This is a genomic window from Phascolarctobacterium faecium DSM 14760 (assembly GCF_003269275.1).
Taxonomy (GTDB): domain Bacteria; phylum Bacillota; class Negativicutes; order Acidaminococcales; family Acidaminococcaceae; genus Phascolarctobacterium; species Phascolarctobacterium faecium.
Genome location: NZ_QLTS01000004.1, coordinates 76,799 through 93,109, shown reverse-complemented (window position 1 = coordinate 93,109; position 16,311 = coordinate 76,799). Strand labels below are relative to the sequence as shown.

General features: G+C 41.1%; 16 protein-coding genes, 3 tRNA genes and 1 riboswitch. Of the genes, 3 read left to right on the top strand and 16 right to left on the bottom strand.

Annotation, left to right across the window (positions count from 1 at the left end; all coding sequences use genetic code 11):
• Nucleotides 1-133: 133 nt before the first annotated feature.
• From C8D73_RS06495 to C8D73_RS06445, 11 genes are all read right to left on the bottom strand, one after another.
• Nucleotides 134-1,369: a nitrogenase component 1 gene (locus tag C8D73_RS06495; protein ID WP_113077689.1), complete on the bottom strand. Its 1,236-nt coding sequence runs from the start codon at nt 1,367-1,369 to the stop codon at nt 134-136.
• Complete coding sequence (locus C8D73_RS06490; RefSeq protein WP_113077688.1) at nt 1,366-2,667, bottom strand: nitrogenase component 1; 1,302 nt, start codon at nt 2,665-2,667, stop codon at nt 1,366-1,368. The genes C8D73_RS06495 and C8D73_RS06490 overlap by 4 nt, the downstream gene beginning before the upstream one ends.
• 15 nt (nt 2,668-2,682) lie before the next feature.
• A complete protein-coding gene (locus C8D73_RS06485; protein WP_249033586.1) occupies nt 2,683-3,462 on the bottom strand; it encodes an ABC transporter ATP-binding protein in 780 nt (259 codons plus the stop codon).
• The gene (locus C8D73_RS06480; RefSeq protein WP_249033585.1) at nt 3,452-4,456 is read right to left on the bottom strand and encodes a FecCD family ABC transporter permease; all 1,005 of its coding nucleotides are present in this window, start codon (nt 4,454-4,456) and stop codon (nt 3,452-3,454) included. The genes C8D73_RS06485 and C8D73_RS06480 overlap by 11 nt, the downstream gene beginning before the upstream one ends.
• Nucleotides 4,449-5,444 carry an ABC transporter substrate-binding protein gene (locus C8D73_RS06475; protein ID WP_021717844.1) on the bottom strand — a complete coding sequence of 332 codons (996 nt, stop codon included), beginning with the start codon at nt 5,442-5,444 and terminating at the stop codon, nt 4,449-4,451. Before C8D73_RS06475 ends, C8D73_RS06480 begins: the two co-directional genes overlap by 8 nt.
• Nucleotides 5,444-6,214, bottom strand: coding sequence for a nucleotide-binding protein (locus C8D73_RS06470; RefSeq protein WP_113077687.1), 771 nt, complete (start codon nt 6,212-6,214; stop codon nt 5,444-5,446). The genes C8D73_RS06475 and C8D73_RS06470 overlap by 1 nt, the downstream gene beginning before the upstream one ends.
• Nucleotides 6,215-6,433: 219 nt before the next feature.
• Complete coding sequence (locus C8D73_RS06465; RefSeq protein WP_113077686.1) at nt 6,434-7,387, bottom strand: ABC transporter substrate-binding protein; 954 nt, start codon at nt 7,385-7,387, stop codon at nt 6,434-6,436.
• A 1-nt stretch (nt 7,388) separates the two neighbouring features.
• Nucleotides 7,389-8,351, bottom strand: coding sequence for an apurinic/apyrimidinic endonuclease family protein (locus C8D73_RS06460; RefSeq protein WP_113077685.1), 963 nt, complete (start codon nt 8,349-8,351; stop codon nt 7,389-7,391).
• Nucleotides 8,351-10,333 carry a TonB-dependent receptor plug domain-containing protein gene (locus tag C8D73_RS06455; protein ID WP_170123181.1) on the bottom strand — a complete coding sequence of 661 codons (1,983 nt, stop codon included), beginning with the start codon at nt 10,331-10,333 and terminating at the stop codon, nt 8,351-8,353. The genes C8D73_RS06460 and C8D73_RS06455 overlap by 1 nt, the downstream gene beginning before the upstream one ends.
• Before the next feature lie 213 nt (nt 10,334-10,546).
• A riboswitch (cobalamin riboswitch) is annotated at nt 10,547-10,738 on the bottom strand.
• Nucleotides 10,739-10,845: 107 nt separating this feature from the next.
• Nucleotides 10,846-11,628: a hypothetical protein gene (locus C8D73_RS06450; RefSeq protein WP_113077683.1), complete on the bottom strand. Its 783-nt coding sequence runs from the start codon at nt 11,626-11,628 to the stop codon at nt 10,846-10,848.
• Between the two features lie 117 nt (nt 11,629-11,745).
• Entirely contained in the window at nt 11,746-12,396 is a 651-nt protein-coding gene (locus tag C8D73_RS06445; RefSeq protein WP_113077682.1) for a DNA-3-methyladenine glycosylase family protein, read from the bottom strand.
• A gap of 187 nt (nt 12,397-12,583) precedes the next feature.
• Here C8D73_RS06445 and C8D73_RS06440 point away from each other — a divergent pair.
• The 3 genes from C8D73_RS06440 to C8D73_RS06430 all read left to right on the top strand — a co-directional run bounded on the left by C8D73_RS06440 (nt 12,584) and on the right by C8D73_RS06430 (nt 12,818).
• Nucleotides 12,584-12,660: transfer RNA gene (locus C8D73_RS06440), tRNA-Asp, on the top strand.
• Between the two features lie 3 nt (nt 12,661-12,663).
• A tRNA-Gly gene (locus C8D73_RS06435) sits at nt 12,664-12,738 on the top strand.
• Nucleotides 12,739-12,742: 4 nt separating this feature from the next.
• Nucleotides 12,743-12,818, top strand: a tRNA-Trp gene (locus C8D73_RS06430).
• A 105-nt stretch (nt 12,819-12,923) separates the two neighbouring features.
• Here the strand turns inward: C8D73_RS06430 and C8D73_RS06425 are convergent.
• The 5 genes from C8D73_RS06425 to C8D73_RS06405 form a co-directional block, all read right to left on the bottom strand.
• Nucleotides 12,924-13,157: a hypothetical protein gene (locus C8D73_RS06425; RefSeq protein WP_113077681.1), complete on the bottom strand. Its 234-nt coding sequence runs from the start codon at nt 13,155-13,157 to the stop codon at nt 12,924-12,926.
• 117 nt (nt 13,158-13,274) lie between these two features.
• Nucleotides 13,275-13,850, bottom strand: coding sequence for an orotate phosphoribosyltransferase (pyrE, locus tag C8D73_RS06420; RefSeq protein WP_021716931.1), 576 nt, complete (start codon nt 13,848-13,850; stop codon nt 13,275-13,277).
• 1 nt (nt 13,851) lies between these two features.
• Nucleotides 13,852-14,568, bottom strand: a complete 717-nt coding sequence (gene pyrF / locus C8D73_RS06415) for an orotidine-5'-phosphate decarboxylase (RefSeq protein ID WP_021716932.1) — start codon at nt 14,566-14,568, stop codon at nt 13,852-13,854.
• A 12-nt stretch (nt 14,569-14,580) separates the two neighbouring features.
• The gene (locus C8D73_RS06410; protein WP_021716933.1) at nt 14,581-15,543 is read right to left on the bottom strand and encodes a dihydroorotate dehydrogenase; all 963 of its coding nucleotides are present in this window, start codon (nt 15,541-15,543) and stop codon (nt 14,581-14,583) included.
• Nucleotides 15,537-16,310: a dihydroorotate dehydrogenase electron transfer subunit gene (locus tag C8D73_RS06405; protein WP_113077680.1), complete on the bottom strand. Its 774-nt coding sequence runs from the start codon at nt 16,308-16,310 to the stop codon at nt 15,537-15,539. Before C8D73_RS06405 ends, C8D73_RS06410 begins: the two co-directional genes overlap by 7 nt.
• Between the last annotated feature and the right edge of the window lies 1 nt (nt 16,311).

Here is a 16,311-nt window from a genome sequence, read left to right as displayed (position 1 = left end):
GGCCCATAACTTACCGGCATTTAGCCTGTCCAGAAAAATTTTTCTTACGCGTCAAGTTAGCCTTAGCTAACCTTTTGTTTTTAAGTATCCCCTCACGTATTATATCTCGAGGGGATACTTAAAGTTTTCATTATTAAGCTAAAGTCTGATAATATGCTTCGATAGTTTCCAGTAAGAAATCTGTCCCCTTTTCGCCAAGCAACGGCAAATGTGTCGCTATCTGGGCTCCGTCAATAAAAGGAGCGCTTACTCTCACTACGACATTACTGCTATCACAAAGCCTGTGCGAAACATCGTCTGCCAGAACAAGTGTCTTCTGCATTTTTTTTAATATATCAATTTTTTCTTTTTCCACAGATATATACTGAATATCCAACTCAGGCTCAACGATACTTTTTAAAGAATGGCTGCAAAGTTTATACTTAACATCGATCCCTACAGACCGAAGAAAAGCACTCAACCCTTTAACCAGGTCATACTCGCCGATCACAGCTGCCTGAGGTGTTTTTTTTCTGCCCATCATCATAGCATACATTTTTAAAGACGCTGTATTCTGTGCTTTAAGACGTAATCTGGCGCACATTTTAACGTCAGGTAGCTGTCCCAGAATTTTACCGACTTCTTCCAACCATGTTAAAGTTGCTGCATAACCGTAAGGAGCACTGACAACAAATGGCATATCAAATTTATTTTTCAGCACTTCTGCTGCCGGTAAACCTTCCTGACGCATTACCAAATTTATTTCAGCTGTTCCGATATCACCGATTTCATCAACAGATGTTTCGTGGCACAGGCAGGTATGCAATTCATAACCAAAGGCTTCACGTATCAAGTTCTGCAGCTCCCAGACATCCGATGCGGCACGATAACTGCCCATTGACGCGCCAATAATATTAAACACTTTCTTTCTCTTTTTCTGTTCTTTACATGGAAGATTATTGACCAGCAATTTATAAACTTCAGTCAGACCTATGCTGTAATCACCCCTAAATCCGCCCTGCTCAAATGCAACCAGCTTAGCCTGAACTTCTTTCTGCATATAATTACAAACGCCTTTTATATCAGTACCAATAACTGCGGAAATAGAAGATGCCACGACAAAAATAACTTTTGGTTCATAGCTTTTATCCAATTCGACAATAGCTTCTTCCAAACGGGTAACATCGCCCATGACCACATCGTCTTCGTTCATATGTGTTGTAAACAGCCTATGCTGCCAGTCTACTCCTAAAGTTCCATAAAAGCCCATACTAAAATGAGTTGTCCCGGCCGGGCCATATTCAAGAATGATGCTGTCTTTTACGCTGAGCAAACTCCAAATGATACCCATTCTATCTGACGGAACAGGCAAATATCTGCATAAACTCATAAGCCCAGCTCCTTTCTATATTCTTTGGCTTCCCTAACAGACTTGACTAACTGCTGCAGTAAATATCCTGTAACTTCAAAACCCAGCATGCCACTCGCTCTGTCGCTGTGAACAATGGCAATACCTTTTTGACGCAGCCTGTTGCCAAACTCATGTCCCAAATATAAATAAGGAGACAATACATCATACACATATTGCAGCGGCGCGATATTAGCCGCTTTGCAAACATAAGGGTCTGTATACTGCAATATTTCTTTTGCATAAGGTTCATCTGCTTCTGTATATCTGTTGGTTTGAATCACCTGAGGCACCATTCCCAGGGAACTGAGGAAACAGTTCATTTCAAAAACTGCATACGGCGTATTCCCGTAAATATAAGTAATACCCTCCAATTCACCCTTGTTTTTTTCGATTTTCTCTCTTGCGTTTTGATAAAGTCCTTCCAATTCTCCCGGCAGTTCCAGCTCTAAATACCCAAAAAGATTTTTATAGGCTTCATAGATTTTTTCGGGAATAACAAATTTATTAAAGTAAACGTAAGGAATACCAAATTTTTCCTGCATCTTTTGGGCCAGCGGCAGCGCAATATCATTAACGACAATATTCACTTTCGCTGCAGCAGCATTTTTTATATCGTCTACCGAACAGCCGCATGGCAGCTGCAAACCGATTTTTACGCCGGCTTTCTGCAGCATGGCATAAAGCTCCGTCGTTGCAAAATCACCCATTCTCTGCCCCAGCAAATTGACACTGTTGTCACTATCACACGATTTCATCATTTCAGCACAAACAGTAATCGTTCGTTCCAGACCAGGCAAATGGTCCTCACATTTAAAATGCTCAGTATGAACCGGCAGCACCGGAATACCATAAAGCTCACTGAGACCTTCTGAAATAGCGTCAAAGTCATCACCAATTATTTCAATGACACAGGTAGTTACCAAAAATACACATTGGGGGCGATATTCTTCAATTATTTCTTTAAAAGCTTCCTGTACCTTTTCCGCACTGCCAAAGGTTACATCATGGTCATCCAACACGACTGAAACACAACGGCCGTCAATGCCCCCAAATTTTTCAGAATGTATGGTCATACTTTTAGTGTAATAAGTGCATTCATCCGTACCAACCACAACGATCAGGCTGTCCTTGATGCCACCAACAGCCATAGCCGCACCCATCAGAGGACAGTGTGTCCCCGGGAACAAAGCATGAGTAAGCTGTGGTATATCTTTAATGCTTTGTACCTGACTCAATTTAGCAAGTTTTTCAACCAGCTCTTTTCCATCCATCGCCATAAAAAACTCCTTTTATCAACTTATTTCTTTAAACATAATTAAAGGCTTCTTACGCCCAGGAATCTGCACTACATCACAATCTACGTCGTAAACCTCACGCATCATTTTAGGTGTGATAATATCCTGCGGACGACCTTCACCATACTTACAGCCATTTTTCAAAACTATGATCCGGTCACTGATCTCCAGCGCATGACTTAAATCGTGCAGGACCATCACTACGCCGATCCCCGCCTCATGGTTCAGCCTTTTTACAAGTTTCATCGTTTCCTGCTGATGCGCAATGTCCAAATATGTAGTCGGCTCATCCAAAAACAAAATTTCCGGCTGCTGCGCCAATACGGTAGCTATCCATACCCGCTGCGATTCCCCGCCCGAGCATTCCTGAATAGATTTATCCCGCAGAGCCCAGGTACCTGTTGCTTTCAAGGCCCACTCTATTATCTTTTCATCTTCTTCCGTATTATGTTCGTACCACTTCTGATAGGGTACGCGCCCATAACCTACTAAATCTCTGACTTTAAAATCAGGAGGTGCGCAATGGCGCTGCGGCAAAACACCAATACATTTGGCAAGTTTTTTACTGTCGATATTGTACAGATCCTCCTGATTCAGATAGACGCAGCCCATACTACAGCGCAGCAATCGTGTCAGCGCTTTCAGCAGAGTAGATTTACCTGAACCGTTAGGGCCGACGATAGTCGTGATCTCACCTTTTTTTACAGTAATATCCATTTCCCTGACTACAATACGCCCATCGTAACCGATCTCTAATTTTTCACCCTTAACTTCCACTTACTTTGCCCTTCTTTCTTAACATATACAAGAAAAACGGTCCGCCGGTAACTGCCATAACAATACCTACAGGTATCTCCATCCCAGGTATAAGTGTCCTCCCCAAAGTATCTGCCGCCAGAAGAATCACCGCACCCAAAAGCATACTCACCGGCAGCAGTGCTTTATAGTCGGAGCCAACCATCATTCTCGCAATATGCGGGACAACCAGCCCTACAAAACCGATCATACCGGCCTCTGCTACCGTCGCAGCTGCCAAAAAAGCAGCCACCGCAGATAAAAAGATACGTACAAAAGTTACATTTACACCCAGGCTTTGAGCCATTTCGTCACCCAGCTGCAAAATGTTGGCATTTTTTATACAGCATACGCCTAAAACAAGACCAATAAAAGAATACACCGTAATGATATAAACATGATCCCAGGAACGTCCCGAAAGACTGCCGTTCATAAAAGATAAAACACTGGAAAGATTATCAGAATTCAATAATTGCAAAAAGGAGTTATACGCTCCCAAAACCGTATTTATCGCAACACCGGACAAAATTATTCTGACAGTATCAATCCCATCGCGCCAGGCCAGCAAATAAATAAGTACACAGGCCAATGCCGCACCGCCAAAAGCAAAAAGCGGCACTGATGAAACCAAAGTCGGAAACAACAGTAGAATCGTCGTTGCCGCAGTAGCCGCACCGGCAGAGACGCCTATAATCCCAGGATCAGCCAGAGGGTTACGCATGACAGCCTGCAAAAGAGCACCTGCAACAGCAAGGCAGGCCCCTACTTCGACTGCCATAATCAGACGCGGTAACCGCAAATTATAAACAACTACCCTCACCGGTCCGCTTTCATCATAAAAAAGAGCCTGTATGATCTGCTGCAGCGAATACCCGGCACTACCAACTCCCAGCGCAACAACAGCCAGCAATAATAATACTGCCACTAAAACCAGGCAAACCATACTTACCCGCAGGACATTTACTTCTTTACCCATTTTGTTTCAGCTTCTTCGCATCAATAATATCGATCAATTCATTTATATTATCAATAACATTGATCCCGGCTGTCGCAACATATTTTATCGGCAGATAAATAACCTCATGTTCGCGTATCGCCTTAATATTGTTCCAGTATTCAGGGTTTTTGGCAAAATCCTCTTCCATTACCTGCTGATGCTCTGCCGCAGTTTTAGAACCGCCTACACAAAACAGTAAATCCGGTTCGTAAGATAAAGCCTGCTCCAGATCAATCAATACCATCTTATTGTTCTGATACACATTTTCGTACCCCAGCATATCCAGCATACTGCCTAAAGTCCCATCTTTACCCTGTATATAATGACGCGGCGGGGCTGATTGCAGCACCATAACTTTTTGCCCTTTATTTTCCTGTCTTTTTTCGGCCATTCTGGCTTCCAATTTGTTGAACCTGTCCGTAATAGCTTCAGCACCTGCATTATGTTGACCAAAGGCTTTGATCAGTACGTCAGTCAATTCCTTGATCGACTCATAAGATACAACATGCCCGGCATCAACATAATAAACAGGTATTTTTTCACGATCCAGAATTTTCCCATAAGTATCCTTAGACTGATAACCTACTATCACCAGATCTGGTTCCAAAGCAATAACTGATTCGATATCAAAATTAGAATTCATCGACACATTCAGCAGCTTTGCATCCTTCACCAAATCTGCAGGCCATTCCAGCATCGCCGCCTGGGGCACAGCAACCTGTTTAATACCCATCTCATACAGTGCCAAAACCGGAGTATGCACTAAAGATACGACTCGCTGAGGCTTTGCTTTTAAAATAACCGGTTCAGTAAAACCATAAGCCTGCAGCGTAGGTGTATACTCAAGTTTATAAGTTTCACCGGCAGCAGCCGACACATCTTCACTTTTATTGCCTGTATTAAAGCAATAATACAAAAGCGCACCTACTATAACGACTACTGCCAACAGCAACAATTTATTTTTCATTATTCATCCCCCTTAGTATCTTCACTCATTTCTAAAACTTTATCAGCCAACTCCTGATAGATCTTGACCATCGGCGAAGCCTGTACAAATTCGCTAACCGTACCGCCCTGATTTTCAGCTGTTTGTATATCTCCCGAACGTGGAACATACATTACGACCTCGGTTTCAATCTCAGCGGCAGTCTTGGCCACCAGTTCCTGTTCATTCTCAATATTTTTAGCGTTCAAAATAATGCCTTTCAAGCGAGCATAACCCCTGCGTCCAAAGTTTTTGATCGCCTGAGCAATATTATTAGCCGCATAAAGCGCCATCATCTCTCCTGAAGAAACAATAAACACTTCTCTGGCATAACCACCCCTGATAGGCATTGCAAAACCGCCGCAAACAACGTCGCCGAGCACGTCATAGATGACGATATCCGGCTTATAGATTTCAAAAGCCTTCAACTCCTCCAGCTTTTCAAAAGCTGAAATAATACCGCGCCCTGCACAGCCTATACCAGGTGTAGGACCTCCTGCTTCTACACACAGGACGCCACCAAAGCCTTCAAAAACAATATCTTTTAATTCTAAAGCTTCCCCCTTTTCTTTAAGCTGTTCTAAAACAGTAGGAATACGCATCCCCTTCATCAAATTCTTAGTTGAATCAGACTTAGGGTCACAACCTACCTGCATTACTTTATAACCTTTAAGCGCCAATGCCGCCGATAAATTTGAAGTAGTAGTAGACTTGCCAATACCGCCCTTGCCATAAATCGCAATTTTTCTCATCAATAAACTGCCTCCCTTAAAAATAAATAGCTCACTGTTTTCAACCAAAAACATTCTATATTTAAATCAATATAAACAACTTTATTCATAAAATAAAATGCAATAGAGTTAGCTGTAGCTAACTCTATTGCATTTTAACACTCTTTAACTTTAGTGTCAATACAAAAATGCCCGATCAATGTATAAATTCTCACATCGACCGGACATTATTTAAGCCTCCTAATATAGCTCCGGATAACTAACAGCAGCCAATTCCTCTACAGCATTAACAGCGTATTGAGAAGTACTGTACAAATACCTATCGTGAACTTGAACAACTTGATGATTACGAATAGCCTTAATCCCCTGATATGCTTCATTAGTCATAATCTGACGTTGAAATTCACCAGTATTTTTTGTGCCACTGTAATCCCAGCTTGGCACCAAAATAATATCTGGATCCAATAAAAGCATCTGTTCTTCTGAAAAAGCAGCATTTCTAGGAATATCAAGATTCTCAACAGCATTAATAATATTTGCATAATGGCACATATCATCAAAAGATGAACCCTTGATACCCATTGGCCCCATAAAAGACAGTGCCACAATCTTTTTTCTCTGTTCTGGTTTTATTTTTCCGACTTTAGACCAAATTGCAGACAATCGTTCATCCATTTGCTGCTGCAATAGGTATCCCTGCTCATCTTCTCCGACAGCAGCAGCAAGCTCAGCAATATTAGCCTTGATTTCCTGCATTGTATTAGGTGTCTTATGAACATAAACTTTTATTCCGGCAGACCGAAGCTGACCAACAAAGTCTATCCCATCCCAATCAGGTACTACCACAAGATCAGGAGCATAAGATAAAATTGCTTCCAGATTATTACGCTGCACTCTGCCTTTAATTACCTGAGCTTTAACACTGACCGATGAAATACCAGCATCGTCAGCCAGATAAGTAAGTGCAGCAATGCGTTCCGGCTCAACTAACTCCAGCAATATTTCATCACTGCCTATTCCCATTGAAACTATTCTTTTAGGTTTCTCTGAAAACTCGATCACCGTACCAGTAACATCAGTTACACTGTAAGCAACCTTGTTTTTATCACTTTCTGCTTTAATGCCGCAACCGCTGCACACTAAAAACATCAAACACGCCAGCAATGTCATCATATTTTTAAAAAATATTTTCATCTCATCTGCTCCTAACACCACAGGCTTTTTGTTGTTGAGATAACTTGACGCTCATATCTGACAAACTGTCATAAAATAATTCATGAACTAAATATTGCGGCTGTACCTTTTCTAAAATCTCAGACACTCCAGTATCGCTAAAGGGCATATGTCGATCTATTTTTGCGATATGCATCAGCAATGCTGCAAAATCGATTTTCGGCGGCACCACTTTGGCAAACTGCTGCTGATACTCTCCTGAAAGTGAGCAGCTTAAATGCACACCCTTGATCAGATGCTTTAGATCTCCTAATTTATCCAATACTTGACATATATAAGCGATGCCAGCCAGTTCGTCAGTTAAATACATGTTTGTGCTCATTAAATGTCCTGTATCGAGCATAATTCCAACGTTCTTTGTTTTTAATAACGAGAAAAATTTTTCTACCAGTCCCGGCTCTAAAAGTTTCAGCCCCGGCCACCATAAATTCTCAAAAAGTACGATGACATTATCTGGAATAATATGGCAAACACTATTAAATACAGCTGCTGTTGCATTTAATATCTGTTCATCATTATATTTGAAATCAAAAGTAAAAACTTCTTCATTTCCGGCATTGGAAACATGCCATACCAAATATTCCGGATGTACTGATAATGCAGCCTGCAAGTTGCTTTTTATGACATTAAGCCATTCTTCTGCATTCGCTGCACCGCCATAATAATCTTTTAACTGCTGTTCACTATTAAAGCTTTGCCTAAGCAACTTTTGATTGCCGCAAAAAAAACTCATCCATTCCGGCCAATAATTTAAATGTACTCCTAGCGTCAGATCCTTGTATGGCACCTGCCCTAAAGGTTGATATACCCTTTGCTCAATACCAGATAATTCAAACTCTTTAAGAAAGCTCTGCAGATTTTGCTGAACATCGGACAAATCGGCTTCATACATTGGCAATGAACAATAATTAAATAACTGTTTCATTAAAAATTGTACTCCATACCCACAATAAAACTGCGTGATGGCATCGGATATTTTGCCTCACCATTACTATATTTACCACCATATTCCTGATAACGGGCATTAGTTAAATTATATCCTTTAATAAAAACTTTCGCATCCTTATTGATTTTATACTGAGCTCCTAAATCTAAAGTAAAATAGGATTTATCAGCATATCCATAAGAATCATAACCATTAGTGTACATCAGTACTTGCCCATTAACAACATTCAAATCCATGTTTAAAATCAGCTTTTCATTTTTATATTTTATACCAGCTCTATAAATATTTGGCTTTATATTATCGTAATTTACACATCCATATCCATCATTACGCTCAGATTTTGCATAGGTATACGACAAATACCCCGATAAATTATCGTTAAAATAATGGTTTATACTTAATTCCATACCTCTGCGCTTTTCCTTAGCAACATTAAACGCCTGATATGCACCATTACTATTGCCTTTCCACGCAATGGCATCTTTAATATCACTATAAAAAACACTGGCAGTAAAATTTGTCTTTTCACTTATTTTAGTATTGGTTCCAAGTGTCCAAACATTACCTTTTTCTGGTTTTAAATCAGGATTTCCTAACGTCCAACTGTCATACCATACACCATTATATTCATAAGGCATATTTTGTTTCCAATATAAATCTTGTACTGTTGGTGCCTTAAAAACTTTGCCCCACGATAAATAAACATTGGTATCTTCATTAAGTTTTTTATTCAAAGATATACGCGGAGTCAGTTCACTTCCATATGTACTGTGATGATCAAAACGCAATCCTGTATTCAACTGCCAAGAATCTGCAAACTTCCAGCGATCTTCGAGAAATATAGCTTGATTATCTATTTCTTTTTTTCCGTCAAACATTACATCATTATTCACTTCAGTTTTATAATAACTTATACCCGTAATTAAATTATTCTTTTCGCTCAATTTAAAGCTTTGCTGCAAATCAACACCCCATGTACTATCAATAAAGTCTGATTTATTATCTTTATCAGGACTTAAAAATTGTGCATGATGGTGATTTCTATATATCTGCATATAACCGCTATTATCAGTACTTTCTTTCCAATCATAACGCATAGAAAGATTATTATTCAATCTTTTATGCTTATCTGTGGTTGTAATACCATAATAACCAAAAGGAGCTCCGCCTTCAGTATTCAAGTGTTCAAACTGCATGGTAATGCGGTTGTCCTTCCCAATCTGCTGATCCAGTTTCAGGTTGACACCATCTGTATTAAAACCGGAGTTTGGCATAGTTTTAACATCGCCGTCAATATCCTTATAGCTATAGTTGCCGCGACGATCTTTACTGGCACTGACAAATATCCCCAAACCGTTTTCAGTTGCACCACCAGCAGTAATACCGTACTGCTCGGTATTCCATGAGCCGGAAGCAGCACGGACAGTAACATGGCTCTCCAACTCACTGCCTTTTTTTGTAATAATATTTATAACGCCGCCAACGGCATCTGTACCATATAAAGCTGAACCTGCACCCTTCAATACTTCTATTCGTTCAATAGCATTGACAGGCGGAAGCCAATCTGCACTGTAATTACCGCTACTTCCTAAATTAACGCGCCGTCCGTCGACAAGTATTAAAACGCGCTCGTCTCCATTAATCAAAATTTTGTCCTGTCCCATACTTGTACCTTTTGCTCCGCTGCCAAGAACATTGACCCCGGGAATTTTACTGATAGCTTCAGCGGCATCGCTGTAATTATTATCAGCAATACTTTCTTTTGTAATAACGCTGATATTAGCAGGAGTATCAGACTTATTAGTTGCTACACGGCTTGCCGTAACTACAAACTCACCTAAAGTAAATCTCTCTACAGGCTCTTCTGCAAAAACGCACGTCCCCCCCATAAATACACCACTGGTGACTAACAGCGTTAATAAAGTACTCTTCTCCAAAATAATCTTCTTCATTTGCTCCATTCCTTTCCTGCACGATGTAAAATGTCGGGACAACATAAAACGCAGACCATATTCGAAAGCATATAGTCTGCGCCATTTCCCCAGTTGACCAAATAGACTTTCGGATACATGATGAAAAACAAAGCGTCGCAAATATCATTCGGCTAACCACACCAAACTGATAATAACGACACTGCGATTCATGTATCCGACCCGTACATCGCAAGTCATAAAAGGATTATTAAAAAACTGGCAGGTCTCCTGGCTCTGTTTCATCGCACTGCAATTCCTTCTCAGACACTAGTCCAATGGTTTCGCATTACAGTGCTCCACATTACAGTTGCGGGACAGCTCCGGATTTTACCGGATTCCCTATTAAGCCGCTGAAATTTTATAATCTCTGGCACCAATTTTCTACAATATTCAATTTTAATTTAATAATACATCTTAAATCGTTTATAATTCTACCATATTCTTTATGCGCTTGCAACTACTTATTGATAATAATCTGCAATAAACATTATTAACAATATTTATTCTGCAGCACTTGCCGCGCCCTGCTCTGTGAATTCAACTGCCTCATCTGCTCGAAAAGTGCTGTCAATACCATTATTTTTCCAAATCAAAGCTTTTTTAGGACTTCCTTTCAAAACATACCCATCGATACTAAAATTAATTTCAGTTTTAGCTTTAAATTCAACAAACCCTGCATTATCCAAGTCTACGGCATTATTCTGCCAGCCAATAGGGCGCAGTTTAGTATCTTCTGCCAAAGTACCCATTTTTACAGCACCATCATCATAAAAACCCACAATACTATCGCTTTTTAAAGTCACAAAGCCATATTGATTATCACCTATACCGATTGTAATGTCATTGGCCACAGTTCCACTGGTTACTGTCCCTTCTGCACTGAAAGAAACCGCAGTTCCGCCTTTGTAACGAACGTGCCCATAACTTGGTAAAGCAATGCTATATAGATTACTGTTATTCCAATAACGATAGTGACGAGGGAAAAAATTTCCTCCGTTCGTATACGCTGAAATAAAATAATAATCATTGATAATACGCTGCCAACCCTGTGGTCGTAAAAATGTATCATTTGCTAGAGTTCCGCTTATAACGGCACCTGAATCATTGATCATAACCACAGTATTTTTCTTAAACTTTACCTGATCGCCGACAGACCATCCCTGTGGATATAATTCTTCATTTTTAGAAAGCTTTTTACTTATCGGTTCGGCAAAAACATCACTGACAAAAGTGACTAAGCATAGTATAAGAGTTATTTGGAGCAAAACCTTTTTGTCCAGCATATTATAACCTCCTTTTCTATCTATATCTTTATTCATTATATCATTTTCTTTTGAAATATCTTTGTTCTCACAAACAGTTTACAATCATAAAAAACAAAAAGACCGCATTGCGGTCTTTTAATTTTTCTTTTTAACAACTTTTTCTTCCTGCTCTTTTTCAGCAGCAAACTGCCATAAATACCATACACCTAAAGAACGCCATGGACGCCAATGCTCGGTTATTTTAGAAATTTGCCCACGCTTGGGAATATCACTTAATCCCATAAGAAGTTTTAATTCTTTCTTAAAGATAAAGTCAGCCGAAGGAATGACATCAGTTCTGCACAAGGCAAGCAATAAAAACATTTCAATAGTCCACTGCCCTAAACCGCGAATTTGGACAAGCTGCTTAGTTATTTCAGCATCAGTCATTTCAGAAAATTTTTCTATAGTTACCTGACCTGCAACAGCTGCTTCAGCAAAACTTTTCAAATATTCGGCTTTCTGTTTTACCAGTCCCTGTTCGCACAAGGCTTCAATGGAAACTTCCACTACCGCCTGTGGCTGCAGTGGATTTCCTAAAAATTTTCCTAGTTTTTCCAGTAATTGCAGACTGACATCAGGTGGTAACTGCTGTGAAACAATACCTGTAACTAATGTCCCGAAATACTTCTCCTTTGGCTCAGGTTTCAATTCACACACAGGAAACCTATCGATCAATGGGATCAGCTCAGGCGCATGTTCACGCAGATATTCGGCTCCTGCAGCCCAATCTGGGGTTTTGAGCATGATACATCCTCCTTATTTACTTTGGTTATTCAACGAAACAGTACTATCGTTGATATTACTTATGATTATACGCTAAAACGATTATTTTGCAAAGCCGCTGAAAAGTAATTTAGTAAAATTACAGAAAATCCTTGCATCATTCATGGTTTTATGGTATTATTTATATCTGTCAGGACTACTGACAAATGGCCCGGTGGTTCAGTTGGTTAGAATGCCGCCCTGTCACGGCGGAGGTCGTGGGTTCGAGTCCCATCCGGGTCGCCATTTGCGGAAATAGCTCAGTGGTAGAGCACCTCCTTGCCAAGGAGGGGGTCGCGAGTTCGAATCTCGTTTTCCGCTCCATTTTAGGGGTATAGCTCAACTGGTAGAGTAGCGGTCTCCAAAACCGTTGGTTGTGGGTTCGATTCCTACTGCCCCTGCCACGCAAAAGTAAGCTGCAGACGATGTCTGCAGCTTTTTTATTTTAATATGTCTAAAATAAAACCAAGGGAAGTCAGCTGTAATGCCTGACCTCCCTTGGTTACTAATTATAAAAAAGGACTGTCCTTACTTTGATAATCTATTTTATATTTATCAGGATTAGCTTTGACAATAGCTAACAGTGCCTTGCCTTCACTTCCATATTCACCCGCCTGCTCTTTTACTTCCTTTTGCAGATCAAGCATCCACGGCACTAAAGGTGGCATCCATCTTAGCAAGCAGGCGGCAAGTTCATCAAGATTATCTCCTTCTAAAATATGATCTCTGATTACAATATGCATCTTTTTTCCCCCTTTTACACGCAGTCTCTATTATAACAAAAATCATATGAAAATAAAGTCCGATCACTTTATTATAAGCGATCGGACTTTATTTTCATACTATTAACACTGTACAATTTATTTTCCGGTACGACCACGTTTAGTAAAAGGCTTACCTTCTTTACAAAGTGGGCAGTCCTCTTCTTTAAATGTTGGTACATCAAGATGCAGTAAAGCTTCAGTACGAATACCAAAATCAACTTTACCGCCGCTGCGGTCAACCAAAAGCCCAATACCGACAGGAATGCCGCCATGTTCTTTAACAACATCCAGAACTTCCATAACACTGCCGCCAGTTGTAACAATATCTTCAACGATCAGTACACGAGTTCCTTTTGGAATCTCAAAACCGCGTTTTAAAGTCATTTTACCATTTTCGCGTTCGGTAAAAATAGCACGGGTATCAAGCGCTTTACCAACTTCGTGCGCCAGCAGGATACCGCCTGTCATTGGACCTACTACCAGTTCTACATTATCAGCAGCATAACGTTCAGCCAACTCCTGACAAAGCTTTTCTGTGTATTTAGGATGCTGCAGCACATTGAATTTTTCTACATACATAGGGCTGTGCAAACCACTGGTCAACAAAAAATGTCCGTGAAGCACGGCTTCAGTTTCTTCTAAAAGCTGCATTACTTCTTTTTCTTGCAACATATCAAACACCTCTGATTTCTGCTACGATGCTTTGTGCCGCAGCAATTTTATCTTCTGCTTTAGTAATAGGACGCCCTACTACGATATGGCTGGAACCATTTTTAAATGCTCCGACAGGAGTAGCGATACGGCTTTGGTCATCTATAGACGCACCAGCCGGACGTACACCGGGAGTAACGATCAAAAACTCGGGACCACAGGCACTTCGAATACCTGCAGCTTCCTGTGGCGAGGCAACGACACCATCCATGCCAGCTTCCTGTGCCAGCTTTGCCAAAGCAATAACCTGCTCTGCAATAGTGTTCTTATAATTAAGATCACCAAACTGCTCATCATCCATACTGGTCAAAATAGTAACAGCAATCAGTTTCGGCGCCGGGCGTCCCAATTTTGCAGCAGCTTCACGCACAGATTTAACAGCTGCCTGCATCATCTTTTTACCGCCTACGGCATGTACATTCATCATATCTGCACCTAAACCAGTAAGAACCGCCAAAGCACCTGCAACGGTATTGGGAATGTCCTGTAATTTTAAGTCAAGAAACACCTGCTTATTATGACCTTTGAGGAAGCGTATCATTTCACTTCCCGCAGCATAATAAAGCTCCATACCAACCTTATAATGGCTGACATTATCTCCTAATTCCAATACTACTGCTTTAGCCTGTTCCATTGTGGGGAAATCCAAAGCTACGATCAAACGATCGTCATGATTCATCCTGCCACCCCCTTAACGTTTTACAGCGCGTTTCAGATGGATCTTACCTTCTGGCAACGCCAAACCGATCATATCTTTAAGTTTTTTAATGCCATGCTTATCCATATATTCCAAAATACCATGTGAAATAGTTTCTGCAATACAAGGATTGGTAAAATTAACAGTTCCTACAGCAACTGCGCTGGCACCTGCCAGAAAAAATTCTATCGCATCTTCTGCTGTCATAATGCCGCCCATACCGATAATAGGCACATGTACGTTCTGAGCAACCTGATAACACATCCGCACTGCAACAGGACGTACAGCCGGACCGCTAAGTCCGCCGATAACATTGCCTAAAACCGGCTTTTGCCTGTCAATATCTATTTTCATACCAATCAAGGTGTTGATCAGTGAAATAGCGTCAGTTCCCGCCGCTTCTACAGCCTGGGCCATGGCTACGATATCGGTCACGTTGGGTGAAAGCTTGGTAATCACCATTTTAGACGTATTGCTTTTTACCGCTTTAACTACTTCAGCTGCACTGTCAGGGCAGGTACCAAAAACCAGGCCTCCTTCTTTGACATTTGGGCAGGAAATATTTATTTCTAAAGCGTCAACGCCTTCTACATCCAGTTTTTTGGCAACCTTGCCGTAATCTTCATAGGAATGGGCATAAATATTAACTATTACCGGTACGTCATACTGACGCAGTTGCGGCAACGTTGTTTCCAAAAAATAATCCACACCAGGATTTTCAAGTCCGATACTGTTGAGCATCCCTGACGGAGTTTCAACAGCACGCTGTCCCTTATTCCCCGGCTGCGGTTCTAAGGAGGTACCTTTAACAGTAACAGCCCCTACTTTTTCAAGATCAAGAAAGTCGGTAAATTCCAGTCCAAAGCCAAAAGTACCGGAAGCTGTGGTAATCGGTGTTTTCATTTTCAAGCCGGCAATATTTGTCGCCAACCGTCCATCATACAATGCTTTTACCATTCGCCCACCTCCTCGGCCCAAAATACCGGGCCGTCGGTACAAACCTTAAGCCGCTTGCCTATACCACTGCACGAACAGGACAAGCAAGCGCCAAGACCGCAGGCCATATACTTTTCCAAAGAAACCTGACATTTTATATTTTTTTCGTCAGCAACTTCAGCTACAGCTTTCATCATCGGCACAGGCCCACAGACATAGACGCAGTCATATTTACCGCTGTCTAAAAGCTGCGGCAAAAGAGCAATTACTGTCCCCTGCACACCACAACTGCCGTCATCTGTCGTAATATGGATATTTTGGCAAATATCTTCGTACAAATCTGTCCAAAACAGTTCTTCTTCCGAACGCCCTCCCATCAAAATCTCTATGGGCTTGTTCTGCGCACAGAATCCTTCTGCCAAATACAGCAGCGGCGCCAGTCCCAGACCACCACCAACCAGCAATGGACGTTCAGCCTCCATAGCGAAGCCATGGCCTAAAGGACCTACGATACTCAGCTTATCTCCACTGCACACTTCTGCCAGAATATGAGTAGCCTCGCCAATAATGCGGTAGATCATAATGAAAGTACCATTATCCGCATTTACTCCGGCAACGCCAAAAGGACGGCGAAGCAACGGAGCCGTATTCTTGCAGACCTGCACATTCACGAATTGTCCCGGGACCGCCGTTTTGGCGATCTCGGGAGCATAAACTTCTATTAATTTTGTAGTAGCGTTTAAAACACGCTGACCAATAACAGTGGCGTTCGTAATAGTTTTTGGCACG